Origin of the sequence: Brevundimonas nasdae, from assembly GCF_019395145.1 — a bacterium.
Lineage (GTDB): Bacteria > Pseudomonadota > Alphaproteobacteria > Caulobacterales > Caulobacteraceae > Brevundimonas > Brevundimonas nasdae.
This window is the reverse complement of sequence record NZ_CP080034.1, coordinates 189562-216517: the sequence shown is the minus strand read 5'-3', so window position 1 is coordinate 216517 and position 26956 is coordinate 189562. Positions and strand designations below refer to the sequence as shown.

At 61.6% G+C, this 26956-nt stretch carries 17 protein-coding genes, 3 tRNA genes, 3 rRNA genes and 1 pseudogene; 10 read left to right on the top strand and 14 right to left on the bottom strand.

Annotation, left to right across the window (positions count from 1 at the left end; all coding sequences use genetic code 11):
• Positions 1 to 141: 141 nt before the first annotated feature.
• The 4 genes and pseudogenes from KWG56_RS01120 to KWG56_RS01105 all read left to right on the top strand — a co-directional run bounded on the left by KWG56_RS01120 (position 142) and on the right by KWG56_RS01105 (position 4127).
• Positions 142 to 2376, top strand: coding sequence for an alpha-galactosidase (locus tag KWG56_RS01120; protein ID WP_219353394.1), 2235 nt, complete (start codon positions 142 to 144; stop codon positions 2374 to 2376).
• 210 nt (positions 2377 to 2586) lie between these two features.
• Positions 2587 to 3456 (top strand): annotated as a pseudogene (locus KWG56_RS19010) (DDE-type integrase/transposase/recombinase); the annotation flags it as partial.
• A complete protein-coding gene (locus KWG56_RS18670) occupies positions 3433 to 3804 on the top strand; it encodes a hypothetical protein (RefSeq protein ID WP_244999589.1) in 372 nt (123 codons plus the stop codon). The pseudogene KWG56_RS19010 and the gene KWG56_RS18670, both read left to right, overlap by 24 nt.
• Before the next feature lie 47 nt (positions 3805 to 3851).
• The gene (locus KWG56_RS01105) at positions 3852 to 4127 is read left to right on the top strand and encodes a hypothetical protein (RefSeq protein WP_219353391.1); all 276 of its coding nucleotides are present in this window, start codon (positions 3852 to 3854) and stop codon (positions 4125 to 4127) included.
• 179 nt (positions 4128 to 4306) lie between these two features.
• Here the strand turns inward: KWG56_RS01105 and KWG56_RS01100 are convergent.
• From KWG56_RS01100 to KWG56_RS01070, 7 genes are all read right to left on the bottom strand, one after another.
• Positions 4307 to 4383: transfer RNA gene (locus tag KWG56_RS01100), tRNA-Met, on the bottom strand.
• 79 nt (positions 4384 to 4462) lie between these two features.
• Positions 4463 to 4577, bottom strand: a 5S ribosomal RNA gene (rrf, locus tag KWG56_RS01095).
• An 89-nt stretch (positions 4578 to 4666) separates the two neighbouring features.
• Positions 4667 to 7446: ribosomal RNA gene (locus KWG56_RS01090) — 23S ribosomal RNA — on the bottom strand.
• Positions 7447 to 7712: 266 nt separating this feature from the next.
• A tRNA-Ala gene (locus KWG56_RS01085) sits at positions 7713 to 7788 on the bottom strand.
• A gap of 78 nt (positions 7789 to 7866) precedes the next feature.
• A tRNA-Ile gene (locus KWG56_RS01080) sits at positions 7867 to 7943 on the bottom strand.
• A 180-nt stretch (positions 7944 to 8123) separates the two neighbouring features.
• Positions 8124 to 9584, bottom strand: a 16S ribosomal RNA gene (locus KWG56_RS01075).
• The 16S, 23S and 5S rRNA genes sit together here with 3 tRNA genes alongside, the layout of an rRNA operon.
• A 645-nt stretch (positions 9585 to 10229) precedes the next feature.
• Entirely contained in the window at positions 10230 to 11108 is an 879-nt protein-coding gene (locus tag KWG56_RS01070; protein WP_219353390.1) for a branched-chain amino acid aminotransferase, read from the bottom strand.
• A gap of 88 nt (positions 11109 to 11196) precedes the next feature.
• On the opposite strand from KWG56_RS01070, the gene KWG56_RS01065 reads away from it, so the two are divergent.
• From KWG56_RS01065 to KWG56_RS01055, 3 genes are all read left to right on the top strand, one after another.
• The gene (locus KWG56_RS01065) at positions 11197 to 11928 is read left to right on the top strand and encodes a response regulator (RefSeq protein ID WP_370874350.1); all 732 of its coding nucleotides are present in this window, start codon (positions 11197 to 11199) and stop codon (positions 11926 to 11928) included.
• A gap of 27 nt (positions 11929 to 11955) precedes the next feature.
• Entirely contained in the window at positions 11956 to 13335 is a 1380-nt protein-coding gene (locus tag KWG56_RS01060; RefSeq protein ID WP_219353389.1) for an ATP-binding protein, read from the top strand.
• Between the two features lie 99 nt (positions 13336 to 13434).
• Entirely contained in the window at positions 13435 to 13962 is a 528-nt protein-coding gene (locus KWG56_RS01055) for a hypothetical protein (protein ID WP_201100699.1), read from the top strand.
• A 3-nt stretch (positions 13963 to 13965) separates the two neighbouring features.
• Here KWG56_RS01055 and KWG56_RS01050 read toward each other — a convergent pair whose 3' ends face one another.
• The 3 genes from KWG56_RS01050 to KWG56_RS01040 all read right to left on the bottom strand — a co-directional run bounded on the left by KWG56_RS01050 (position 13966) and on the right by KWG56_RS01040 (position 15627).
• Positions 13966 to 14760, bottom strand: coding sequence for a pyrroline-5-carboxylate reductase family protein (locus tag KWG56_RS01050; protein ID WP_219353388.1), 795 nt, complete (start codon positions 14758 to 14760; stop codon positions 13966 to 13968).
• The gene (locus KWG56_RS01045; RefSeq protein ID WP_201100697.1) at positions 14760 to 15263 is read right to left on the bottom strand and encodes a type III secretion system chaperone family protein; all 504 of its coding nucleotides are present in this window, start codon (positions 15261 to 15263) and stop codon (positions 14760 to 14762) included. Before KWG56_RS01045 ends, KWG56_RS01050 begins: the two co-directional genes overlap by 1 nt.
• Before the next feature lie 76 nt (positions 15264 to 15339).
• Positions 15340 to 15627 carry an accessory factor UbiK family protein gene (locus KWG56_RS01040; RefSeq protein WP_201100696.1) on the bottom strand — a complete coding sequence of 96 codons (288 nt, stop codon included), beginning with the start codon at positions 15625 to 15627 and terminating at the stop codon, positions 15340 to 15342.
• A 188-nt stretch (positions 15628 to 15815) separates the two neighbouring features.
• On the opposite strand from KWG56_RS01040, the gene lgt reads away from it, so the two are divergent.
• Genes lgt through pgeF form a run of 3 tightly spaced genes read left to right on the top strand, consistent with a single transcriptional unit; the run spans position 15816 to position 18553 of the window.
• Positions 15816 to 16685, top strand: coding sequence for a prolipoprotein diacylglyceryl transferase (gene lgt / locus KWG56_RS01035; RefSeq protein WP_219353387.1), 870 nt, complete (start codon positions 15816 to 15818; stop codon positions 16683 to 16685).
• Positions 16682 to 17773, top strand: a complete 1092-nt coding sequence (locus KWG56_RS01030) for a class I SAM-dependent methyltransferase (RefSeq protein ID WP_219353386.1) — start codon at positions 16682 to 16684, stop codon at positions 17771 to 17773. Before lgt ends, KWG56_RS01030 begins: the two co-directional genes overlap by 4 nt.
• A 9-nt stretch (positions 17774 to 17782) precedes the next feature.
• Entirely contained in the window at positions 17783 to 18553 is a 771-nt protein-coding gene (pgeF, locus tag KWG56_RS01025; protein ID WP_219353385.1) for a peptidoglycan editing factor PgeF, read from the top strand.
• A 185-nt stretch (positions 18554 to 18738) separates the two neighbouring features.
• Here pgeF and lpxC read toward each other — a convergent pair whose 3' ends face one another.
• From lpxC to ftsA, 4 genes are all read right to left on the bottom strand, one after another.
• Complete coding sequence (gene lpxC / locus KWG56_RS01020) at positions 18739 to 19638, bottom strand: UDP-3-O-acyl-N-acetylglucosamine deacetylase (protein ID WP_219353384.1); 900 nt, start codon at positions 19636 to 19638, stop codon at positions 18739 to 18741.
• Between the two features lie 189 nt (positions 19639 to 19827).
• Positions 19828 to 21393 carry a cell division protein FtsZ gene (ftsZ, locus tag KWG56_RS01015; protein WP_201100691.1) on the bottom strand — a complete coding sequence of 522 codons (1566 nt, stop codon included), beginning with the start codon at positions 21391 to 21393 and terminating at the stop codon, positions 19828 to 19830.
• A gap of 236 nt (positions 21394 to 21629) precedes the next feature.
• Positions 21630 to 24878, bottom strand: coding sequence for a TonB-dependent receptor domain-containing protein (locus tag KWG56_RS01010; protein WP_219373672.1), 3249 nt, complete (start codon positions 24876 to 24878; stop codon positions 21630 to 21632).
• Between the two features lie 721 nt (positions 24879 to 25599).
• A complete protein-coding gene (ftsA, locus tag KWG56_RS01005) occupies positions 25600 to 26817 on the bottom strand; it encodes a cell division protein FtsA (protein ID WP_244999716.1) in 1218 nt (405 codons plus the stop codon).
• Positions 26818 to 26956 lie beyond the last annotated feature (139 nt).

The following is a 26956-nucleotide window of genomic DNA, read 5'->3' as shown; positions in this document are numbered from 1 at the left end:
TTTCGAAGACGGCGTTTTTTCGGCTTCAGGCCTTACCCTGCGGCATTATGGCAACGCAGGCCGCGATGAGCCGCGCACGGTTGACAAGCCCGAGCCACGCCTGATTTATCAGATAAATAAGAATCCTGGGAGGAACGCCTGATGACTGCTCTACCAATGAACCGGAGGCTGGTCTGCCTCTCCATGCTGGGCGCCTCGGCGGCCTGGACCACCCAGGCCAGCGCCTTTGCCCGCTATGATTCCAGCACCAAGGTGTTCCGGCTCGACGGGGGTGAAACCACCTATGCCTTCGGCGTCAACAATCAGGGTCAGGTGCAAGCGCTCTATTGGGGAGGGCGCTTGGCGGATGGCGATACGCCCGGCACGCCGATCAGCATACGCGATCATTCATCGGTCGACCTGTCGACCTCGGTCACCCCACAGGAGTTCCCCGCCTTCGGGGGCGGCATGTTCGTCGAACCCGCCCTGAAGGTCGCCTTCACCGACGGCGCACGCGACCTGGTGCTACGTTATGAATCGCACCGTATCACCGACCAGGGCATCACCGTTCGCCTGAAGGACATCAACCAGGCCGTCTATGTCGAACTGCGCTACGTCATGGATGCCGAGACCGGCATCCTGGGCCGCTCTGCCGTCGTGGAAAACCGTACGCGCAAGCCGATCCGTATTGACCAGCTGGCCGCCGCCGCCCTGAACCTGCCGATCGAGGAAGACTACCAGCTTCATTATCTGACCGGACGTTGGGCGGCCGAATGGACGTTGCAATCGCGCCCGCTGACCGCCGGCTCGACCGTGCTGGAAAGCCGCAGGGGCGACACGGGCCACCAGAACAATCCGTGGTTCGCCATAGACCGCAAGGGCGTGTCCGGCGAAGAAAACGGCCCCGTCTGGTTCGGGGCCCTGGCGTGGAGCGGATCCTGGCGCATTACCCTGGACCAGGACCCGCTGGGCGTCGTCAGGATCGTTGGCGGCTATAACCCGTTCGACTTCGCCTATCGCCTGATGCCGGGCGACACGCTGGAAAGCCCCATCTTCTACGCGGGCTATTCCGGCCACGGCATGGGCGGTGCCTCGCGCCTGATGCACCGTTTCCAGCGCCGCGCCATCCTGCCGGGCGGCGAAAACGCGCCCCTGCGACCCGTGCTTTACAACTCGTGGGAAGCGACAGAATTCCACGTGGACGAACCCGGCCAGGTCGCCCTGGCTGAAAAGGCCGCCACCATCGGCGTCGAGCGTTTCGTCATGGATGACGGCTGGTTTGGTGCCCGCAACAACGACCGTGCCGGCCTTGGCGACTGGACCGTCAACCGCAACAAATTTCCCAATGGTCTGAAGCCGCTGATCGACCGCGTCAAAGGCCTGGGCATGGACTTCGGCCTATGGGTCGAGCCTGAGATGGTCAATGCCGACAGCGACCTCTATCGCGCCCATCCCGACTGGGTTCTCAGCATGCCGGGGCGCCCGCGCACCGAGGGCCGCAACCAGATGGTGCTCAACCTGGCCCGCCGCGATGTTCGCGACTACCTGCTGAAGGTGCTGGACGATCTGGTCAGCCAGAACGACATCGCCTTCCTGAAATGGGACCATAACCGCAACTGGTCCGAACCCGGCTGGGACCAGCGCGCGGTCGAAGACCAGCAACAGGTCTATGTCGCCTTCACCAAGAACCTCTACTGGATCATCACCGAACTGCGCCGTCGCCATCCCAAGCTGGAGATCGAAACCTGTGCGGGTGGCGGCGGCCGTGTCGATCTTGGCATCCTGACCATGACCGATCAGGCCTGGCCGTCGGACAACACCGACCCCTATGACCGCCTGACCATGCAGGACGGTTTCAGTCACGCCTATGCCCCCAGCGTCATGATGGCGTGGGTGACGGATTCGCCCAACTGGGTGAACCAGCGCACGACTTCGCTGGAGTATCGCTTCCTGTCGTCGATGCAGGGCGGACTGGGCGTCGGTGCCAATCTGAACCACTGGCAGGACGCTGACTTCGCCACCGCCAAACGCCTGATCGCCGAATATAAGACCATCCGGCGCACGGTGCAGCGCGGCGACCTCTACCGCCTGATCTCGCCGCAGAAGGGCTCGAACCGCTCAGTCACCCTGTCTGTCTCGCCCGACAAGTCACAGGCCGCCCTGTTTGCCTTCGTTCATTCCTCAACCAAGTTGGACCCGCAATCGCTGATCCAGCTCCGTGGTCTGGATCCTCGGGCGACCTACGCCCTGCGCGCCTACGCCGGCCCACAGGCCGCCGCCGACGCCACTGCTCTCAACCCCGTCCGCGCCAGCGGCGCCTACTGGATGGAGCACGGCGTCGACAGCCCGCTCCGCGGCGACTTCCAGGCCGCCGGATTTGTGTTGGACAGGGTTTAACCCCAGTCACTCGCCCTCGTGTCGGGGACGCTCTCCGACACGAGGGTACAAGCTGCCGGAGCTTACAGATGCAGGCATCGCTGCCAATCAAAGCCTAATCTGTGCTCGAGACCAAACACCTAGATGTCGAAGCTATGAAGGTTGTTCACCCGAGGGGGTGCTGAGCAGCTGGGGTTGCGAAGCCAACCAGCCGTCAGTGGAGCCTCTCGGATGAACATGCACAAGAATGCCCGGCTGACGCCGTCGGGTCGAGCCTGCTGACGGACCGCTCGCAAACGGCTGAAGCGCCATCGTCTGGGCGCGGGCCATGCGGACCGCAGCTCTGCGCCGGTCCGTCGTCCGCATCGGACCCCGTCGGCTCGCGTCGCCGAGATCGAACGGCTCAGACGCGAGCGCATGACCGGTCCCCGGATCGCGCGGACGCTGGGCATTGGCCCGTTCGACGGTAGGGGCGGCGCTGCGTCGGCTTGGTGTTGGGACGACTGTCGTCGCTGGATCCGAAGCCTGTGATCATCCGCTATGAACGCGACCGGCCCGGAGAGATGATCCACCTGGACATCAAGAAGCTGGGCCGCTTCGAACGGGCGGGTCATCGCGCCACCGGCGATCGCACCGCCGGTCGCTCACACAAGGGCGGCTGGGACTTCCTGCACGTCTGCATCGATGCCGCCTCGCGCCTGGCCTACACCGAACTGCTGGCCTCGGAGCGCAAGGAAGGCACCGCCACTTTCCCCAGCGCGCCCTCGACTGGCTGGGATGCCACGGCGTCGCCGTCGAGCGGGTCATGACCGACAACGGATCGGCCTATCGCTCCGGCCTGTTCGCCGAGACCTGCGCCAGACCGGAGCCCGCCACGTCCGAACCCGTCGTTACACCCCGCGCACCAACGGAAAGGCCGAACGCTTCATCCAGACCACCCTGCGCGAATGGGCCTATGCCAGACCCTGCGCCTCATCCGACGAACGAGCCGCCGCCATCAAACCCTGGACCAACGGGGGACGGACGGTGGCAGCAGTGAATCCCGCACTCCAAGAGACAGCGGTGGATCGGGCGCAAATGAGCCTGCGCACGATCACCAGCATCGTCGATGTGGCCGCCCCTGGCTTAGGTAGCGTGTTCGGCGAACTCGTGAACGTGGTGCTCACCGCTAATCGCGGGGAGCGCATGGCTCAGCTTGTCACTAAGTTGGACCTGCGCCTCAAGGCACTTTCAGTCCAATTGGGCGCCTTGCTTCACAACCCTGACGCGGAACAACTCGCGTTGATCGAGGACGGCCTCCGCGCATCCGCGCGCGCTACCCAGAAAGCCAAGACTGGGCGCATCTCCGACATCGTAGCCGCCAGCGCGGCGTCCGCAGCAACCGCGAGCAGGAAGCGAGAGATCCTAGACTTGCTTTCGAGCCTGGGTGACAACGCATCATTGTTCTAGCAGGTTTTGCCAACCGACGCGGATACGACGCCACCAGATCTCCAACGATGAGCGTGGGCACCTTCAATGCGCTCACTCACGAAGAGCAAGCCGATTATCGCTTAGCTCTCACTTTGAAGAACCTGAGCGTCCCAAAGCTGGTCAGTTTCGGACTTCTCGGCTTCTCCTACGGAATCGGCACCAGCGACTTCTCGGCGGACAGTATTCCCAGAAACGTGACGGTAGGCAAAACCCCACCGAAGCTGACCACTTTGGGAGAGTATTTCGCAAAACAGATTGGTCTGTGGCCTTTTGAGGAAGGCAATCTCGTAGTCGATGCGTGACATCGGCCCAATCTGAGCGCGTAGGGTCACAGCGCTTTCGCGAAGAAGTGGTCATTTCCACTTCCCCGCCTAGGTTTGCGCGCTGGGTGCTTCCGCGTGGCTTCCACGGGTGGATTCGAGGTGGGGAATTTGGTCAAAGAAAAACCCGCTATCCTATTGGATATAGCGGGTTAAAATCTTGGGTGCGGGAGTAGGATTTGAACCTACGACCTTCAGGTTATGAGCCTGACGAGCTACCGGGCTGCTCCATCCCGCGGCAAACGGTAGTGTCGTTAAGGAAGAACGGTTCGAGAAGAGCCTTTTGGGGCTGCGCAATCATTCTGTCCGCCTGGTAGACCCGGCGGCGACCTACTCTCCCGCGCCTTAAGACGAAGTACCATTGGCTCTGGAGGGCTTAACGACCGAGTTCGGAATGGGATCGGGTGGGGAACCTCCGACATAGCCACCAGGTCAACGAGGCGGACAGAAGGATTGCGAAGAAGACATTGTCGTGACGATCATCTGGTCAAGGATGATCATCGAATGAGTTTTGCTGAGAAACGATCAAACCGATCGGATTATTAGTACCAGTAAGCTTCACGCGTCGCCGCGCTTCCACACCTGGCCTATCAACGTGGTAGTCTTCCACGATCCTCAGCGAAGCCTTGTTTTGAGGTTAGTTTCCCGCTTAGATGCTTTCAGCGGTTATCTATTCCATACTTAGCTACCCTGCTGCACAGCTGGCGCCATGACAGGTACACCAGAGGTATGTCCATCCCGGTCCTCTCGTACTAGGGACAGATCCTCTCAAGCTTCGAACACCCACGGCAGATAGGGACCAAACTGTCTCACGACGTTCTGAACCCAGCTCACGTACCACTTTAAATGGCGAACAGCCATACCCTTGGGACCTGCTCCAGCCCCAGGATGTGATGAGCCGACATCGAGGTGCCAAACTTTGCCGTCGATATGGACTCTTGGGCAAAATCAGCCTGTTATCCCTAGAGTACCTTTTATCCGTTGAGCGATGGCCCTTCCACTCGGGACCACCGGATCACTATGGCCGACTTTCGTCTCTGCTCGACTTGTCAGTCTCGCAGTCAGGCGAGCTTATGCCATTGCACTCGACGAGCGATTTCCGACCGCTCTGAGCTCACCATCGCGCGCCTCCGTTACACTTTGGGAGGCGACCGCCCCAGTCAAACTACCCACCACGCCATGTCCCGGGACCGGATAACGGCCCTCGGTTAGACGTCAACGACAGTAAGGGTGGTATTTCAAGGACGACTCCACCAGAGCTGGCGCCCCGGTTTCATAGTCTCCCACCTATCCTACACATACGGTCGCTAACGCCAAGGCGAAGCTATAGTAAAGGTTCATAGGGTCTTTCCGTCTGACCGCGGGAACCCCGCATCTTCACGGGGAATTCAATTTCACTGAGCCTGTGCTGGAGACAGTGGGGAAGTCGTTACGCCATTCGTGCAGGTCGGAACTTACCCGACAAGGAATTTCGCTACCTTAGGACCGTTATAGTTACGGCCGCCGTTTACCTGGGCTTCAGTTCGGAGCTTTCACTCCTCCCTTTAACCTTCAGGCACCGGGCAGGCGTCAGACCCTATACGTCGCATTGCTGCTTCGCAGAGCCCTGTGTTTTTGCTAAACAGTCGCTACCCCCTGGCTTGTGCCACTCATTCCTGCTTGCGCAAGGTGAGTCACGCTTATTCCGAAGTTACGCGTGCAATTTGCCGAGTTCCTTCAGCACAGTTCTCTCAAACGCCTTGGTATGCTCTACCTGACCACCTGTGTCGGTTTCGGGTACGGTCTCTGCTGGAGTTATTTCCTGGGACAACGCCCCCGCACACACAATCCAATAAGTGGGTACGAGTTAAGCCATCCGTCACTTCCAGCTGGTGCAGGAATATTTACCTGCTTCCCATCGACTACGCTTTTCAGCCTCGCCTTAGGGGCCGACTAACCCTGCGCAGATTAGCTTTACGCAGGAACCCTTGGTCTTTCGGCGAGAGTGTCTCTCACACTCTTATCGTTACTCATGTCAGCATTCTCACTTCCGATACCTCCAGCCAGGCTCACGCCTGACCTTCACCGGCTTACGGAACGCTCCGCTACCGCTTGCAGTAAACTGCAAACCCATATCTTCGGCGCACGGCTTGAGCCCCGTTACATTTTCCGCGCAGGATCGCTTGATCAGTGAGCTGTTACGCTTTCTTTAAAGGATGGCTGCTTCTAAGCCAACCTCCTGATTGTCAAAGCAATCCCACATCGTTTCCCACTTAGCCGTGACTTGGGGGCCTTAGATGATGGTTAGGGTTGTTTCCCTTTTCACGACGGACGTTAGCACCCGCCGTGTGTCTGCCCGATAGTTCTCTTGGGTATTCGGAGTTTGGTTAGTATTGGTACCGCTCGCGCAGCCCGCAACCATCCAGTGCTCTACCCCCCAAAGGAATTCGTCGGACGCTCTACCTAAATAGATTTCGCGGAGAACCAGCTATGTCCAGGTTTGATTGGCCTTTCACCCCTATCCACAAGTCATCCCAGAATTTTTCAACATTCACGGGTTCGGTCCTCCAGTTAGTGTTACCTAACCTTCAACCTGCTCATGGATAGATCACCTGGTTTCGGGTCGTCATACGTCGAACTTAGCGCCCTATTCAGACTCGCTTTCGCTGCGCCTACACCTAACGGCTTAAGCTTGCTCGACACATGAAGTCGCTGACCCATTATACAAAAGGTACGCCGTCACCGCGCTTGGCGGCTCCGACTGCTTGTAGGCTTCCGATTTCAGGATCTGTTTCACTCCCCTTGTCGGGGTGCTTTTCACCTTTCCCTCACGGTACTTGTTCACTATCGGTCGTAGAGGAGTACTTAGGCTTGGAGGGTGGTCCCCCCATGTTCAGACAGGATTTCACGTGTCCCGCCCTACTCGAGTCTCTTGCTGTTTGATGACTACGGGGCTTTCACCCACTATGGCCGACCTTTCCAGATCGTTCGTCTTTATTTCACAAGAGCACTGGCCTGGTCCCGGTTCGCTCGCCACTACTACGGGAGTCTCGGTTGATGTCCTTTCCTCCGGGTACTGAGATGTTTCAGTTCCCCGGGTTCGCTTAATGAAGCCTATGTATTCAGCTCATTATACCTTTCAACAATCCGCCAATCGCTGCCCCGAAGAGCAGAGTTGGAAGACTGTAAAGGTGGGTTTCCCCATTCGGAAATAACCGGATCAAAGGGTGCTAGCGCCTCCCCGGTTCTTATCGCAGCTTGCCACGTCCTTCATCGCCTCTCTACGCCAAGGCATCCGTCAGAAGCCCTTCAACGTTTGATCGTTTCTCAGCAAAACTCATGCTTGGTTTATTCCGCCCGACTGGAAAGTTGCCGGGGGACCAAGCCTGATTTTTGTCAGACAATGTCTTCTTCTCGAACAAGACCTAAAAGCTCAGGGGAGCCGGTCACGTTCTTCCTTTACGATATCAATGCCTGTCGGCGAGCGCCGACGGGCAATACTTGATGCGATCATGCGAGCTTAACGACGGGTGCGCTAACGCTTTCAAAGCGGGGACCTCGGGTCGTTTCCAGGGCCGCGGGGCGGCCTGGTGGAGCCAGACGGAGTCGAACCGACGACATCCTGCTTGCAAAGCAGGCGCTCTACCAACTGAGCTATGGCCCCATCTCAGGGTGCGCTGCCAGAAGAGCTGTCATCGATACTGCCTAGGCTGGAGACCAGCCCCAGCAAACCAGAATGACCTGGTAGGCCCGGGCAGACTCGAACTGCCGACCTTACGCTTATCAGGCGTACGCTCTAACCACCTGAGCTACGGGCCTATGGCAGCGACAGCCAGGTCGAATGACCCAGGCTCGCGATCGCGTCACCAATACAACAACCCGTATGGCTGATGTCTCAGTGACGAAAGAGGAAAGAGAAACGGAGACGGCGGCGTTCCGCCGTTTATTGGAGCCTCAATAGACAGTCTCGTGAGAGACGGCCTGGAGAAGCATCCTTAGAAAGGAGGTGATCCAGCCGCAGGTTCCCCTACGGCTACCTTGTTACGACTTCACCCCAGTCGCTGACCCTACCGTGGTCGCCTGCCTCCTTGCGGTCAGCGCAGCGCCTTCGGGTAGAACCAACTCCCATGGTGTGACGGGCGGTGTGTACAAGGCCCGGGAACGTATTCACCGCGGCATGCTGATCCGCGATTACTAGCGATTCCAACTTCATGCCCTCGAGTTGCAGAGGACAATCCGAACTGAGACGACTTTTAAGGATTAACCCTCTGTAGTCGCCATTGTAGCACGTGTGTAGCCCACCCTGTAAGGGCCATGAGGACTTGACGTCATCCCCACCTTCCTCCGGCTTAGCACCGGCAGTCCCATTAGAGTTCCCAACTAAATGATGGCAACTAATGGCGAGGGTTGCGCTCGTTGCGGGACTTAACCCAACATCTCACGACACGAGCTGACGACAGCCATGCAGCACCTGTGTCCTAGTCCCCGAAGGGAAAGCCAGATCTCTCTGGCGGTCCAGGCATGTCAAAAGGTGGTAAGGTTCTGCGCGTTGCTTCGAATTAAACCACATGCTCCACCGCTTGTGCGGGCCCCCGTCAATTCCTTTGAGTTTTAATCTTGCGACCGTACTCCCCAGGCGGATTGCTTAATGCGTTAGCTGCGTCACCGAAATGCATGCATCCCGACAACTAGCAATCATCGTTTACGGCGTGGACTACCAGGGTATCTAATCCTGTTTGCTCCCCACGCTTTCGAGCCTCAGCGTCAGTAATGAGCCAGTGTGTCGCCTTCGCCACTGGTGTTCTTCCGAATATCTACGAATTTCACCTCTACACTCGGAGTTCCACACACCTCTCTCATACTCAAGACACCCAGTATCAAAGGCAATTCCGAGGTTGAGCCCCGGGATTTCACCCCTGACTTAAATGTCCGCCTACGCTCCCTTTACGCCCAGTAATTCCGAGCAACGCTAGCCCCCTTCGTATTACCGCGGCTGCTGGCACGAAGTTAGCCGGGGCTTCTTCTCCGGGTACCGTCATTATCGTCCCCGGTGAAAGAATTTTACAATCCTAAGACCTTCATCATTCACGTGGCATGGCTGCGTCAGGCTTTCGCCCATTGCGCAAGATTCCCCACTGCTGCCTCCCGTAGGAGTTTGGGCCGTGTCTCAGTCCCAATGTGGCTGATCATCCTCTCAGACCAGCTACTGATCGTCGCCTTGGTGAGCCTTTACCTCACCAACTAGCTAATCAGACGCGGGCCGCTCTAAAGGCGATAAATCTTTCCCCCGAAGGGCACATTCGGTATTAGCACAAGTTTCCCTGAGTTATTCCGAACCTAAAGGCACGTTCCCACGTGTTACTCACCCGTCCGCCACTAACTCCGAAGAGTTCGTTCGACTTGCATGTGTTAGGCCTGCCGCCAGCGTTCGCTCTGAGCCAGGATCAAACTCTCAGGTTGAGTTGACTTCTGACCTAAGCTTGAAGCTTACCGAAGTAAGCTTGGCATTAGTTCTACGTATTTTATTGACGAGTTCCCACGTCATCGATCCGAAGACCGACGCATGGTATCTTTTCAAAAAGACCGCAGATAGTCAGTGTCGTATGATGACCTCGAAGGGCCATCGCAAGAACACCGCCGCCTGCGTTTCTCTTTCCAAATCAACAATGTCAAAGACCTAAACCGCTCCAGCGGCCCGACTTGTTTAGCGCCGGTGTCGTCGGCGGAGGCGGGTATCTAGTGAAGCCCGATCCTCATGTCAATCGCTCTTTTCAGAGATTTTGCAGACCGAAGAGCGAACCCTTCAAACCGCAAAAAATCGCCGGGAGTAAGCTGCGAGGCTGACCCCTGAAACCGTAGCTCGACGTTTCGAATGAAGCGCGGAACCTAATGAAGCCAACCGATGAAAGCAAGAAGTTTTTCAACCTCTTTCCTTCGTGAAACCGTGGAAACTGCTGTCCCCGCGACCCCGTCGGCCAGCTCGTTTCCGAGCGAGGCGGCTCTATACGGACCGCCCCTTTTGTCCGCAACCGGAATCTGACGCTTTTGCGAAGATTCTGGCAGACCCCGGATCGCTCAAGCTTCACCGTCCCTGCTGCGCCTGGATTACAACTGGCGACGCACCAGTTTTCCGTAGTGATCCATCAGATCCAGTGAAAGGGCGCCCGGCGTGAAGCGATAGTCGCCCACCTCCGCCACCGGCGTCACTTCGACTGCGGTTCCGGTCAGGAAGCATTCCGAGAAGCCGGACAGTTCTTCCGGCAGGATGTCGCGAACCACGACTTCGATCCCCTTGGCCTTGGCGATCTCGATCACCGTCTGGCGGGTGATGCCATCCAGGATATGGTCGACCTTGGGCGTATGGATGACGCCGTCCTTAACGAAGAAGACATTGGCCCCCGTCGCCTCGGCGACATAGCCGCGCCAGTCCAGCATCAGGGCGTCGGCATAGCCATTACGCTCGGCCGCATTCTTGGACATGGTGCAGATCATATACAGACCTGCCGCCTTGGCCGTGGTCGGGGCAGTCTGCGGATCGGGACGGCGCCACTTGGACCATTCCAGGCGCAGCCCCCTCGCCTTCACTTCGGGATCGAAATAGCTGGGCCAGTCCCACACGGCGATCGCCAGATGGACCTTGTTGTTCAGGGCCGAGACGCTGGTCTGTTCGGCGCCCAGATAGGCGACCGGGCGAACATAACAGTCCGTCAGCCCATTCTTGGCGCAGGTTTCATTGCAGAGCGCGTCGATTTCAGCCACGCTGTACGGGATCTCGAAATCGAGCAGGTTGGCGGAGCGTTTCAGCCGCTCCGAGTGCGCGGTCAGCTTGAAGATTTCGCCGCCATACATACGCTCACCCTCGAAAACCGACGAGCCGTAGTGCAGAGCATGGGTCAGAACGTGCGTTTTTGCTTCCCGCCAGGGTACAAACTCGCCATTCATCCAGATCCAGCCGTCACGATCGTCGAAAGGAACGAAGGCCATTGGAACACATCTCCCGCGAAACTGACGGTGTTAGAGCCGCCCGAATCGTTCAGGTCAACGCCCTGAGCGGGAGGAAAGACGCATGAGCATGACGGAATCACGCCCTTATGGTCGCTCCGGCCCCATCGCCGGGCCCGGCGTCGGCCGCCATCTGCTGATCGTCGACGACGACGACCGCATCCGCGAACTGCTCAAGGAGTTCCTGGCGCGCGAGGGTTATCGCGTCACCGGGGCCGCGCACGCCGCCGCCGCCAAGCGCATGATGGAGCTTATAGAGTTCGATCTGGTGGTGCTGGATGTCATGATGCCGGGCGAGAGCGGGTTCGATCTGACCACCTGGGTTCGCGGCAAGGCGGAACTGTCCAAGACGCCGGTTCTGCTGCTGACCGCACGCGGCGATCCCGAGGACCGGATCGAGGGTCTGGCGCGCGGCGCCGACGACTATATGTCCAAGCCGTTCGAACCGCGCGAACTGGCGCTGCGGATCGAGGCCATTCTGCGTCGCACCGGGGGCAAGCCCATTGGTCCGCGCGAGATCAAGCTGGGCGCCGCCGTCTTCGACATGGAGCGGCTGGAGTTGACCCGCGAGGGCAAGCCCCAGCGTCTGACCGAGGCCGAGGCGCAACTGCTGAAGACGCTCGCGCTTCATGCCCATGCGCCGGTCGAACGTATGAGCCTGTCGCCCGACACCGCCGACATCACCGGCCGCGCCGTCGATGTTCAGGTCACCCGACTGCGCCGCAAGCTGGAAAGCGACCCCAAAAACCCGCGCTATCTGCAGACCGTGCGCGGCGTCGGCTATATGCTGGCGCCCGACTGAGGCTCCGAGCGGACCGGCTGAGGAAACATGCGGCTTCTGCCCGCCTATCTGTGGCCGCGTTTCCTGAAGCGGCGCCTGCCCACCTCGCTGTGGGGGCGTTCACTGCTGATCATCGTGCTGCCGGTGCTGGTGATGCAGGTGGCGGTGACATGGATCTTCTTCGACGCCCACTGGCAGACGGTGACGGCGCGCCTGTCCGAAGGCCTGGCCGGCGACATCGCCTGGGCGGTCGAGTCCTATGAGGACGACCCCAGCCCGCAGGGACTGCAGCGGCTGGCCGACCGGGCCGAGCGGTCGATGTCCCTGTCCATCGCCCTGCAGGAAGATCGCGTCCTGCCGACAGAGAAACGGCGTGGCCCCATCGGGGTCGTCGACCGGGTTCTGGATCATGCGCTGGAATCGCGCCTGGACCGTCCCTACTGGTTCGACACCACCCGCTATCCCTCCTATGTCGATATTCAGGTGCAGGAGCCGCAGGGGGTCTTACGCATCATCGCCCCGCGTGAACGGGCCGTGGCGACGCAGGCCCATATCTTCGTGCTGTGGCTGACGATTGCGACCGTGCTGCTGATGGGCGTGGCCATCCTGTTCATCCGCAATCAGGTGCGCGCCATCGAGCGCCTGGCCGACGCCGCCGAAGCCTTTGGCCGGGGCGAGACGGTGCCGCGCTTCAAACCGCATGGCGCGCGTGAGGTCCGCGCCGCCGCCACCGCCTTCATGGCCATGCGCGACCGGATCCAGCGCCATATCGACCAACGCACCGCCCTGCTCGCCTCGGTCAGCCACGACCTGCGCACGCCGCTGACGCGCCTGCGTCTGGAGCTGGCGCTGGCGCCGCCCTTCAAGCGCCAGGCCGCCATGCGCGGCGACCTGGACGAGATGGAGCATATGATCGACGAATATCTGGCCTTCGCTCGCGGCGAGGCTGGAGAAACGCCGCAGCCGGTGTCCGTGCCCGACCTGCTGGGCGCCGCCGCCGATGACGCCCGGCGCGCCGGCGCCGAGGTCGAGTTGTCAGCGCCAGAGGGCCTGACCGCCATCTTGCGCCCCCTCGCCTTCAAGCGCGCCCTGGTGAACCTGGCCGGCAACGCCGCTTCTCACGGCGACCATGTTCGGCTGTCGGCTCGCGTCCTGACATCCGGCGGCGTCGAGATCGCCATTGAGGACGACGGCCCCGGCATTCCCGACGAGATGCACGAAGAGGCCTTCCGCCCCTTCTCGCGGTTGGACGATTCACGAAACCAGAACCGCAAGGGGGTGGGACTGGGTCTGGCCATCGCCCGCGACGTGGCGCGCAGTCATGGCGGAGACATCACCCTGGAACGCAGCGATCTGGGCGGACTGAAGGCTGTGATCCGGATTCCAGGCCCAGTGTCCCTAGCGCCAGCGGAAGCGGCGGCCGACTGAGCCTCCAACGACCCGTGTCGTTTCAAATCTGATACCCCCACTAGCGAAAACCTACGCCAAGGCGCATCTACGATCCCGACAGGGTTGGAGATGGAACAGATGCGTAAACTTGCTTTCTTCGCCCCCTTGGCCGCGACCCTGGCGGTCGCCGCCATGGCTCAGGCGCAGCCTCAGGCTCAAATTCAGGCCACCACACAGGTTCAGTCCGAAAATCAGGCGCCGTCCAATGTCACGGTGACCATCGGACGCGATCTGCAGACCAGGGTCGAGAAGCTGGGCGTGCGAGAGGTCAATGACCAGATTGCAAACCTGCAGTCCAACGTCGTGCGCGTGCTGGAGGAATCCTATCCCGGCGCCAGCGCTCAACTGGTGCTGACCGACCTCAAGCCCAACCGCCCGACCATGCAGCAGATGCGCGATACGCCGGGACTGGACCCGATCCGCAGCATCTCCATCGGCGGCGCGGCGATCGAAGGTCAGCTGACGACGGCGGACGGCCAGACCCGGGCGGTGAAGTTCTCATACTTCTCGCCGTCGATCCGTGATGTCTGGGGTTACGGCGTCTGGCAGGACGCCGACCGCGCGTTCGAGCGGTTCAGCGCCTATCTGCAACGCGGTCGTTTCTAGGGTTCAGCCCATCTCGCGGTTGCGGCGGACCGCCGCTGCAACCGTGTCGTGGGTCATGGCCGTCAGGCGGCCGTCTCGCGACAGAGCGTCCAGACCGGCGCGGGTCGAACCGCCCGGCGAGGCGATGCGGTCGATCAGAACCTCCAGCGGATCATCGCCCATCGCATCCGCAGCGGACCGCAGGGTGGCTCGCGCCAGAACATCGGCTGTCGCCGCGTCCAGACCCGCCGCCTCCCCGGCCCGCGCCAGGGCTTCGGTGAAGGCGTAGAAATAGGCCGCGCCCGATCCGGCGACGGCGGTGGCCGCGTCCATCAGAGCTTCTTCGTTCAGATCGACTGTCTCCGCCATCGGCTCGAACAGGGCTCGTCCCAGTGCGCGCGCATCCGCATCCGCCGACCAGACGGAGGCCACGCCCCGTCCGCGTGAGACGCCCGTGGTCGGCATGACCCGCACGATGGGCCATCCGCCGATGCCTTCAGCCAGCGTCGGCGCCGTCACGCCCGCCATGACAGACAGGATCACCGCCCGGTCCCCCAGGAACGGCAGCAGCGGCGTCACGACCTCGCGCCATTTGGCCGGCTTCACCGCCAGCACGATGACCTGGGCCTCGGTCAGGGCCTCCAGCCGCGGATTGATCCGTGCTCCCTTGGCCCGCGCAGCCTCGGCGACAGGCTTCTCGGACGGGCTGAGAATGATCAGGTTTTCAGCCGCAACTGTTTCAGTCAGCAGCCAGCCTTCCAGAATGGAAGACCCCAGACGGCCGCACCCGATCAGAACGACGGTTTCGTTCACAGCCATCAGGCGGTGCCGACGGTCTCGAACAGGCAGGCGTCGATCGCCTCCTGCGGCTTCTTGTTGCCCCGAACCATGAAGTCGAAGGCGGGATAATAGCGATCCGCAGCCTCAACCGCCGCATCAATCATTGACGCAGCCTGGGCCAGGGTCGGACGCTCGCCCATCGGCAGGGCGAGCGAGTGACGGAAGACGATCTCGCCATCCTCAGCCCAGACCTCGAAATGCCCCATCCAGGTGCGCTGATTGATCATGCCGACCAGTTCATAGGCGGCGGCCTTGCGGCTCTTGGCCACCTTCAGATCAAGCGCACAGCACAGCTGCAGGCAGTCCCCTTCAGGACGCCAGGCGAACCACAGCTCATAATCCTTCCAATCGCCGGCCAGCGCGAACGCCAGATCACCGTCGTTGGTGCGGTCGAACGGCAGGTTTTCGGCCGTCAGAACGTGTTCGACCACTTCCAGCGGGTCGAAAGGCACGTCCGTTTCCTCTGGCCGGGCGATGTCCATCAAGCGTCTCGATTCAGGCGGCGGCCCCACGAGTCGGGGGCGTTAACGGGACGGTAAGCCTGTTCGCGGATTCGGCTCAACTGTCTGCGTCCGTTGCGGGAGTTCCATCTGTGGACGTTCCCTTGCGAGGCTTATTCGCGGGCTTTTCAGCCGCCTTCAGCGTCGCGATCTCGGCGCGCAGGGCGGCGATTTCATCTTTCAGAACGTCGAATTCGTCGCGGCGGACCAAATCCATCTCGGCGGCGATCCGGTCAGCCTGCGCGCGCCAGGCCGTCTTGGCCTCTTCGCCCGCCGCCTGCGCCAGCCCCATGGCGCCCGTGGTCAGCTTGGCGAACTCATCCAAAAGGGGGTTGCGGGTCTGCATGGCGGGCTCCGACCTGACGTCGTTAACGAAATCTGACCCAATAGGGTGAACGAAACCTTTCTTTCTGCTGCTTCGGAGGCGCCATCAAGGCGTCGTGTTCACCCATCACTGCCATATCGCCTTCACAGGCGACGCAGGCGCCGTCGCTTGCTAAAGCTTCCAAGACTGAACCGACGAGGATCCCCGCCTTGCCTTTTCCTGAATTCGACCCGGTCCTGATCCATCTGGGTCCGTTGCCGATCCGCTGGTACGCCCTGGCCTATGTGGCCGGCATTGTCTTGGGCTGGTGGTACGCGTCACGTCTGGCGCGCCGCGAAAGCCTGTGGGCGCCAGGCCGCCCGCCGATCAACAACACCCAACTGGATGATCTGGTCCTGTGGATCACGCTCGGCATCATCCTGGGCGGCCGGTTCGGCTATGCCCTCTTCTACAAGCCCGTCATGTTCGCCCAACTGTTCACCGGTCATACGCTAGGCGAACGGTTCGAGCTGCTGCAACTCTGGACCGGCGGCATGAGCTTCCACGGCGGCTTCTTGGGCGTGGCCATCGCCATCATCCTTTTCGCCCGCCGTCAGAAGATAAATATGCTCAGCCTGGGCGATCTGGTCGCCCCCGTCGTGCCGCTGGGCCTGTTCTTCGGCCGCATCGCCAACTTCATCAATGGCGAGTTGTGGGGTCGCGAAACGACCGTTCCCTGGGCCATCCGCTTCTGCAACGCCCGCATCGAACAGATGTACGGCTTCTGCCCCGCCGGCGACGTCCCGCGTCACCCCAGCCAGCTTTATGAAGCCGGGCTTGAGGGCCTGCTGCTGTTCTCAGTGCTGTCGCTGGCGATCTGGAAGTTCAAGCTGCTGCAGAAGCCGGGCTATATCACCGGCCTGTTCCTCGTCGGTTACGGCATCTGCCGCGCCGCACTGGAGAATGTGCGCGAGCCTGACTACGGCATGCCCCACTTCCCGCTCGGCCTGACCATGGGCATGATGCTGTCGATCCCGATGATCCTGGTCGGCGGCTGGCTGATCTGGCGGGCCTGGAATCGCCCGCCCGCCGCGGCATGAGCGCGCCGGTCGAAACCCTGAAGTCCAGGTTGGCGCGAGAGATCGCCCTGACCGGGCCCATGACGGTCGCCGACTACGTCACCCGCTGCCTGCATGACCCCAGAGGCGGCTATTACGCCTCGCGCCCGTCGCTGGGCGAACGCGGCGACTTCATCACCGCCCCTCTGGTCAGCCAGATGTTCGGCGAACTGATCGGCCTGTGGGCGGTCGAGACCTGGCATCGCCTGGGCGCGCCCGAGCGGTTCCGCCTGGTCGAAGTCGGTCCCGGCGACGGCACGCTCATCAGCGACGCCCTGCGGGCCGCGCGTCTGGCGCCCGGCTTCCTGGAAGCCTGCGACCTGATCCTGATCGAGCCCAGCGCCCCCTTGCGTGACTTGCAGGCCCGGGCTCTGGCGGGCGCCGATCTGTCGCCGCGCTGGGTGCGCGACCTGACGCGGATCGAGACGGACGCGCCTGTCATCCTGATCGCCAACGAGGTGCTGGACTGCATGCCCGCGCGTCAGTTCGTCCGCACCGAGGGCGGCTGGGCCGAGCGGCGCATCGGCGTCACAGACGACAACGACCTGACCTTCGGCCTGACCGCCATCTCTGGCGGTTTCGACAAGCCCTCCTTCGACATCGAACCCGGTCAGGTGTTCGAGATTTCGGAGCAGCAGCCCGTCTTCGGCCGCGATCTGGGCCTGTTGATGAAGGCCGCCTCAGGCGCCGCCCTGCTGATCGACTATGGCCGTGCGCGGCCAGAGGCGGGCGATACGCTTCAGGCCCTGCGTCGCCACCAGAAGGTGTCGCCGCTGGACAATCCGGGCGAGGCCGACCTGACCCAATGGGCCGACTTCCCCCTTGTGCTGGAGGCCGCCCTTCGCACCGGCGCCGACGTCACCGGCTGCCTGCCACAAGGCGAGTTTCTGCGCCGCCTGGGGATCGAAGCCCGCGCTGAACGCTTGAAGTCGGGACGGCCCGATGCGGCGCCCGTCATCGACCGCCAACTGAACCGCCTCACCGCCGACGACCAGATGGGAAGCCTGTTCAAGGCCGCCGCGATCTTCTCGCCCCGATCGCTGATCGTGCCGGGATGGGATGCCGAGTAGAAGACGACCATGACCGACCTTGCCCCCATCACCCACCCGCTGCTGACCGCCGCTGGCGTCAAGCACGGCTTCTTCACCCGCGCGGGCGGCGTCTCGACCGGCATCTATGAGGGGCTGAACGCTGGCGTCGGCTCAAAAGACGACCCCGCCGCCGTCGCCGAGAACCGCCGTCGCGTCGCAGAATCAATGGGCGCAGACGCCGATCACCTGAACGGCTGCTACCAGATTCATTCCGCCGTCGCGCGAGTCGCCGACGGTCCCTGGCATGGCGACCGACCAGAAGGCGACGCCGTCGTCACCGCCAATCCCGGCCTGCTGTGCTCGGTGCTGACCGCCGACTGCGCCCCGATCCTGATGGCCGATCCCGAGACCCGCATCGTGTCCGCCGTCCATGCCGGATGGAAGGGCGCCCTGGGCGGCGTCGTTCACTCCGCCGTCGCGGCGATGGAGGCCCTGGGCGCCGATCCGCGCCGCATCCTCGCCGTCGTCGGCCCGTGCATCGCCCAGGCCAGCTATGAGGTGGGCGTCGATTTCGAAGAACGTTTCGCCCATCACGACCGGGGCAGCGAACGCTTTTTCCACCCTGGCGTCGCGCCCGACAAACGCCAGTTCGACCTGCCCGGCTTCGTCCTGTGGCGCTTGCAGCAGGCAGGCGTAGGCCAGGCCGTCTGGACCGGGCACGACACCTGCGCTGACGAAGCCCGGTTCTTCTCCAACCGCCGCGCCTTCCAGCGCGGAGACCAGGATTTCGGACGCCTGATCAGCGTGATCGGGGTTTAGCGACCAACATCCCGTCTCCCTCCCCGTCCCGGGGAGGGTCGTCGCGCAGCGACGGGGTGGGGGCGGCCCGGCAGGGACGCACGGTGGATATCATACAGGTCTGTGGGGCGTGGCCCAGTCGCCCCACCCGGCTTCGCTGCGCTCAGCCGCCCTCCCCTGCGTGGGAGGGAGAGGTCAGTGCGAACCTATCCCGCCCGCGCCAACTCCGGCACACGCGTCACTTCGCGCCACGCATGGGGCGCCGCCAGCAGCGCGCGAACCAGCTTGTTGTTCAGGGCGTGACCCGCCTTGTAGCCTTCGTAACGGCCCAGCAGCGGCGCGCCCAGCACGTACAGGTCGCCGATGGCGTCCAGCGCCTTGTGCCGAACGAACTCGCGCTCCATGCGCAGGCCGCCGGGGTTCAGGATTTCGTCGCCGTCGATGACCACGGCGTTCTCCAGCGAACCGCCGCGCGCCAGACCCGCCTGACGCAGCGCCTCGACCTCATGGGCGAACCCAAAGGTGCGGCAAGCCATGATCTCTTCGCGGAAAGTCGGTTCATCCACGACAAAATCGACGACCTGATTGCCGATCGCCGCCGACGGGAAGTCGATCTCGAACCGCATTTCATAACGGTCGCACGGCATCAGGGCGGCGTGTTTGTCGCCTTCGGTGACGTGAACCGTCTCCAGAATCTCGATGTAGCGCTGCGGCTGGGGCTGCGGCCGGAAACCCGCGCGGTCCAGCAGCTTGACAAACTCCAGCGCCGAACCGTCCAGGATCGGCAGCTCCGGTCCATCCACCTCGACCACGGCGTTGGACACGCCCAGGGCGCAGAAGGCGGCCATCAAATGTTCGATGGTCGACAGGCGGACGCCCGCCGCATTCTCGATCATGGTGTTCAGGCGCGCATCCACCACGGCCTCGCCCGAAACAGGGATGCGGTTGTCGCGGTCGGTTACATCCGTGCGCACGAAGACGATGCCCGTGCCCGTAGGCGCAGGACGAACCGCCAGCCGCACCCGGCGGCCGGTGTGCACCCCGACACCGGCGATGATGGCCGGCGCGATGATGGTGCGTTCGTGGTGATCTTGTCTGAACGACAAACTCAAACTCGCTTCTTAACTGCGCGCACCGCTGCGTGCGGATTGCGACCTGCGCTCCATTTAGCGGCAGGGCTGCAAGCACGAAATGAAAGTCGGGTTTCGGATTGTTTCGATACGAAACAGCCCCCTAAAGGCAGAACGCCCCGGAGCGGGAGGCTCCGGGGCGTTCATTGTTTCAGGGCTTAGCGCCTAGTTGGCCAGTCGGCGGAGAAATGAGGGAATCTCCAGGTCGTCGTCGGCCTGACCCATTTCCTGCTCGGGCTGGTGCGAGGGTTGGCTGGTCTGGCGCATCTGCGGCGCACCGCGGCCATAGGTCGGCTCCGGCTGCGGCTGGGTGCGTTTGCCGCGACCGAACAGGCTCCAGCCGCTGCGACGGTGATCACGATCATCGTAATCATCTTCGATGGCCGGTTGCTGCGGCGCGCGCGAGTACAGATCGGGCTGCGGTTCCGGGGCGCGGGCCGCCGGAGCGCGGGTCTCATATTCCTCGACCCAGGGATCGACGATCGGCTCCAGATTACGCGGCGCCTCGGCGACGCGGATCACGGGTTCAGGGCGGGGCTCCGGCTCGCGCGCAGGCGGGGCCATGAAGGTCGGAACGACCGGAGCCGCCTCGATGCGGGGCTCAGGCGCACGGGGGGCCTCGGCGCGGGTCGGCTCGCGATAGACGTCACGGGTCGGCTCGGGGGCGCGCGGCGCCTGCGTGCCATACAGACCACCCGCCGAACGGCGCGCTTCGTGGCTGGCCAACGGCGCGGACGGGGCAACCGGATCGACGCGCTTGATCTCGCCTTCGTCCATGCCGGTCGCCACGACCGACACGCGGATCTTGCCTTCCAGCGCGGGATCGAATGCCGCGCCGAAGATGATGTTGGCGTCGCCGTCGACTTCAGCCGAGATGGCGTTGGCGGCTTCATCGACTTCCAGCAGAGTCATGTCCAGGCCGCCGGTGATGTTCACCAGCACGGCCTTGGCGCCCTTCAGTGAGGTCTCGTCCAGCAGCGGGTTGGCGATGGCGTTCTGGGCCGCCAGCAGGGCGCGGTCGTCGCCCGTGGCCTCGCCCGTCCCCATCATCGCCTTGCCCATTTCGGACATGACGGCGCGGACGTCGGCGAAGTCTAGGTTGATCAGACCCGGCAGGATCATCAGATCGGTGATCGAACGCACGCCCGAGTGCAGCACCTGGTCGGCCATGCCGAAGGCGTCGGCGAAGGTCGTGCGCTCGTTGGCGACGCGGAACAGGTTCTGGTTCGGAATGACGATCAGGGTGTCAACATAACGCTGCAGCTCGGCGACGCCCGAGTCCGCCAGGCGCATGCGGTGGCGGCCTTCGAAGGTGAAGGGCTTGGTCACGACGCCGACGGTCAGGATGCCGCGATCACGCGCGCACTTGGCGATGACGGGCGCTGCGCCCGTGCCGGTGCCGCCGCCCATGCCGCAGGTGATGAAGACCATGTGCGCGCCTTCCAGGTGCGCGTGGATCTCGTCAGCGGACTCCTCGGCGGCGTTCATGCCGACCTCAGGATGGGCGCCTGCGCCCAGGCCTTGGGTGATGGTTTCGCCCAGTTGGATGCGACGGTCGGTCTTGGCGAACGACAGATGCTGCGCATCCGTGTTTGCGACGACGAACTCGACCCCTTCAAGGCCGGCGTCGATCATGTTGTTCACGGCGTTCCCGCCGGCGCCGCCAACGCCGAACACGACGATGCGGGGCTTCAGTTCAGTGTTCTGCGGCTTGACCAATGAAAGCGACATATCTGTTTTCCGACCTTGCGACCCTGCCCCTGCACTCCAATGCGACCACCCCGCCGAATCACATTGGTTATGAGCGCGTTAAGGATTGCGCCCATGAGGGTTAAGAGAAGGTTACGTCGGTAATATGAGTCGGGCCCAAGAACAGCATAAACCTCTAGCTTAGCTGCAGAATTACCGACCAGAACGAAAAGGGCGGCTCCGACGAGCCGCCCTCACGTCGTTCTTTGAACGGAAGCTTACCAGGGGCGGAAGTTCACACCCAGGAAGAAGCGACGACCGTAGGGATCGAAGTTGCTGTACAGGGTCGTGCCCAACCACGGATTTTGCTCCGCGTCGAACGCGTTCACCACACCTGCACGAACTGTCAGATCAGGACGGACATTCCACAAGACCGTAAAGTCGTGCCGCGCAAAGTTAGTGGTTGCGATATAGTCTTGCGGGCGGCTGTCAGCATTATTGATGAAGTCACGCGGCCGGATGATATTTTGTGCCGACTGCCAATCAGCCGTCCAGTTAATGCTCCACGTCGTATTAGGCGTGTAGGTCAACGAAGAACTGAAACGAACGCGCGGGTAAGAACCGCCCGCACGCAGGTTGCCAGCCCACTCTGTGTAATTCGCAGCATTGGTGGAGTCCAAGTACTCCTGCTGATCAATCAGCCACGTGCCTCCGATCGAATAGTCCAGACGTCCCCAGTTGCGGCCGAGCATTTCGTCGAAGTCGAAGCGATAACGAGCATCAAAGTCCAGCCCGCTCGTCTTCAGAGCCGCGTAGTTGATCGAACCTTGGACGAAGCCACCAAGCGGGTCACCAAGGGGTGCGCCGATCTTGAAGGCCTGTGACCGTTCTTGAACAGTCTGCGGGTTCGTCGCTGGATCAAACTTACGGAAGATGGTGTCGCAAGCGGCGTTATTGAGGCCCGAGCCGTTGACGCAGTTGTTAGCCGCAGTCTGCGCAGAGACAGCCGAAATCACCTGTTCAATCTCGATCTGGAAGTAGTCCAGCGCGATCGTCAGGCGCGGAATGAAGCGCGGCTGATAAACGACCGAGAAGGTGAAGGAGTTAGACTCTTCAGGCTTCAGGAACGGGTTTCCGCCCATGACGCCGGCGGTGCCGCCACCGCTGTAATCCGGAGTGTAGTCATCTTCCGGCGTCGCCGTCGCACTGGCGAAGTCATAGCTCAGCCCCTTAGCCGCAGCCAGGGCTGTACAGTTGGCGATGCGGTTCGCCTTGTTTTCAGCCGTATAGGTCGCCGAGAACGGACCATTGATCACAGCAGTCGCGCAAGGATCGACAAGGTTGATGAAGGTCTGGCCCAAGGGCGAGAAGTTTTCATCCAGATCAGGCACACGAGCAGAGGTATTGTAGCTGGCCTTAAACGTGATGTCGCAAACCGGGCGATAGACCAAGTTCACACCATAAACGTCCAGGCTGCCCACCGTGCTGTAGTCAGCGTAGCGGTACGAACCGCTCAGTTCAGCATACTCGCCAAGGAAAGAGTCCTTGATCAGAGGGATCGACAGTTCGCCGAACACTTCGTTGCTGGTGTAATGCGCCCCAGGGAAGTCTGGGCTTTCGTTCAGGAAGAGCAGACGACCTGCCGTATCGCGGTCACGTCCCAGACCTTCAGTGTACTCACGACGGTACTCATAGCCCAGCGAAGCACCGATGGGACCAGCGCCCCAGAAGTCCCAGAACTGGCCGGAAACGGTCGCCAGACCTTGATGTTGCTCATTCAATTCGCGAACAGAAACAGACGCCGCGATGTAATCGAGCGCTTCTTGGCTTTGGTTGCCCAAGCCAAACACATTCAACGGCTTACAGTCGTTGATGCTCTTCTGGCCGTATGGCGTATTACGCAGATCTTCGCCGGTGATAGCATTATCGATAATATCGGCGACGCCTTGGGCTTGAAGAAGTTGCACGCGACAGACGATTTGACCGGCGCGCCCAGACACGACCCCTGCCGTATCGACAACGGAGTCGGCGGCTAAGTTGAAGCGAAGGATATCCAAGCCAGCTTCGATATTGACGTTATCGACTTTGCCGTAGGTGTAGCCGATGTCGAAATCGACATTCTTGGCAAAGGCGACTTGGTCAAACGTCCCCCGGACACCAGCGACATAGCGCTGCAATTCACGAGTGTTGTCTTGAGACCGCTGGGGGCCGAACATCTGGTGGCGCGCCCACTGGCGAAGCGTCGTTGTGGTTGGAACGCCAGGAGCATCACGGGTAGGCGCCGAGTAGTTCTGCACCATGTTGGTGCGGATGGCATCTTTTACATTCTGCGGAAGGAAGGCGTTGTCCGACCAGCGCAGATCGAACTGCGACGCACTCACGATAGTATTGGTTTCGTTAGCGTCGTAGGAGTCGATCAGGTTGATATCAAAGAATGACGGCTGGCTGACGTCGAACGTGTTTTCCTTGATGTACTTCGCCTCAGCGTAGGCCGAGATGTTAGAAGTAATCGCGAATTTAGCGCCAGTCTGGAAACGAGAGGATTCTGAACGCGGCTGGGCCGATTCCGTCGAGAACAAGGCAGGGTTTTCGCCGTCACCACCAATGTTCAGCGGACGATTGACGCCCACATTGCCGATGCGTTGCCCAAAGTTGGCCTGACGAGCGGATTCGCCATCATACCAGAAGGTCTTGCCCGGATTAACGCCATAGCAGTTCGTGCTGTTGTAGGTGGTGCAAGGCGAGTTCGGAATGAGCGGGTTGCTCAGAGGGGAGCCGCCTTGGCCGTTTGCGAGAACAGTCACACCCCAACGCGGACGATCAATCCGGCTCAGCCCTGTGAACAGTTGAGTATCAGTGACGCCATCATACACAGGGCCGTTAGCGGCGTTGGTCGGGTCGGCATCCACCGCAACCAAGGTCGGCGCACGACGCATCCAGCGCAAGTCAAGCGGCTTAACTTCCTCAATGTTTTCGTACTCGCCGTGAACGTAGACATTCAGGCGGTCATTGAAGAAGTTCTTACCCGCCAACGCTGAAATACGCTGGTTGGTTTGGCCGCCGGAGTTAATCTGGCCGTAGTTGGCGTCGATCTCCAGCCCCTCGAAATCATCGCGCGTGATGAAGTTCACAACGCCCGAGACAGCGTCAGCGCCATACACAGAGGATGCGCCACCGGTGACGATTTCGATGTTCTTGATCAACAGACGCGGGATGGTATCGACATCAACGGCCAGAGAGCCGGCAGATGAACCAACGTGACGACGGCCATTTACCAGAGTCAGCGTGCGGTTTGAACCCAGCGCGCGAAGGTTGGCGAATGACAAGCCGCCATCATTCAAACCGCTGCCGGTCGTGTCAGACGGGATTTGCGACGACGACAGGGCGGGAATATTCGCCAGATAGTTGATGACCGAGGTCTGACCCGTGCTCAACAGCTGTTCTTGAGAAATGGTGATCAGCGGCGTAGGCGATGTTGTCGGATCACGGCGGATACGCGAACCAGTGACAAGGACTTCGTCGAGCACGGCATCCTGTGATGACGGCGCCGTTGTTTGAGCGAAGGCTGGCGCTGCGGCCGCCAACAGCCCAGCAAGGACAGTCGTCCCGAACAAATAATTCCGCTTATGCATATAAAACAGCCCCACGAGTCGCGCAGACGCGACGTTTCAAGTTCAGCCGTTATGTCGCCCAGATTGGGGGGCCGCCACAAGGTGAAACAGCTCCTAGTGAGGCAAATTGTGTTCAGTCTGTCGCCAAAACGCCACAAACACCCCGCGCCGGAGGGCTTGAAAGTCTCGATTCCCCACCGCAGGGTCCGCAGACCAAGCTTGACATTTTTTCCACCAAATCCGCCAAATACAGGCCCACTTAGTGCGGGAGAATGCACGACAACGGAGAACTGCTGGCAGTCTATGTGCGGCACAAGCTGTCCACGATCATTTCATGCACTGGACCGCCTAGCGATGTTTCCAGGCGTATCGGCCAAACAAAGACGGCCCGAACTCCCAGCTGCACAAGGCCTGCGACGACCGGCGCCCATACTTTCATGGCCGTCTTCATCTTCTGGATCAATGAGTCCTGAACCTAAATTAACAGACTTGGCACTATATAGTGCTCGTCAATATTCAGACCTTGAACTCAGATTATCGGAAATCTGTCCCTATCATATATCTACTATATGCGGCATCTGCGCCGCGATTTTGCGTAGCGCATATGTTGCTGACAGGGTCAGCATCTCCGTTAGTTTTACAGATTATCCCGCAACCAGCCCGCGACACGTCCCACGACATTGCCGCGGTGGACGCGCGGCGCATCCGCCGCCGTAATCTGCCTCGCCATCAGTTTGCGGGCGGAGACGGCTTCGCGCGGGCCGTAGGCGGCGCGGAGGAGGACGCCGGCGGTGGCGCAGAAGGCGGGACCGGAGGCGGCGTCGGCCAGGTGGGGTGCGCGTTGGGGTTTTCCGAGGCGCACCGGGCGGTCGAACACGCGCACGGCCAGTTCACGTACACCGTTCAACTGGCTGGCACCGCCGGTCAGGACTAGGCCCGCGCCAGGCTCCAGGCCGACACCTGCGTTCTTGAGGCGGTCGCGAAGCAGTTCGAGCGTTTCCTCGACGCGTGGAGCGATCACAGTCTTTAGCATGGCGCGCGGCACGATGACCGGGCCAGCCGAGGCGTCTTCGCCGCGCGGCGGGGCCTCCAGCATTTCGCGGTCTTCGTTGGCGCTGGCCATGGCCGAGCCGTGCAGGGTCTTCAGGCGTTCAGCGCCGACCTTGGACGTCGACAGGCCGCGCGCGATGTCGGAGGTGACATGATCCCCGCCCACATTCAGGCTTTCGATGTGCAGCAGAGAGCGTCCGCCCCAGACGGCGGCGCTGGTGGATCCGCCGCCCATGTCGATGCAGACGGCGCCCAGATCCATCTCATCCTCTTCCAGCGCGGCCAGGGATGAAACGACCGGCGCCGCGGCGACGCCCTGCAGGTCCAGGTGCGCCAGTTCGAGGCAATGGCTCAGGGTCGTGAACACATTCTCGGCCATCGAAACGACCAGCAGGTCCAGACCCAGCGAGCCGCCCCGCATCGAGCGCGGATCATGCACGCCACGCGCGCCATCCACGGACCACCCGATCGGCAGGACGTGGATCGGTCGGCGATTGGGCAGGCGGATCTGGGCCAGGGCCATGCCGATGGCGCGCGCCAGATCGGCATCGCCTACGGGGTTTGCGCCCAAAGAGACACGGGCCTGCACCCGGTGACTGGCCATCTGGCCGATGGCCGTCGTGACGACGACGCCGGACACAGGGCTTTGCGCCGCGCGTTCGGCGCGTTCGACGGCATGGCCGATGGCCTGGGCGGCCTCGTCCATATTGATGATGGCTCCGCCCCGGATGCCCTTGGACTGGACGTGGCTGGCGCCCGCAACGCGGATGGTGCGGTCGGCGTGACGCACGCCGTCGGGCTTCATGATGAAGCAGGAGACCTTGGACTGGCCCAGGTCCAGCGCCGCCACTACAGGCGCGCGTCCGGCTCGCGGGTCCAGAGACGCCCCGCGATCACCACCTTTGCCGCCCTTGCCGCCCTGCTTGCCCGCCATCGTCGTCTTC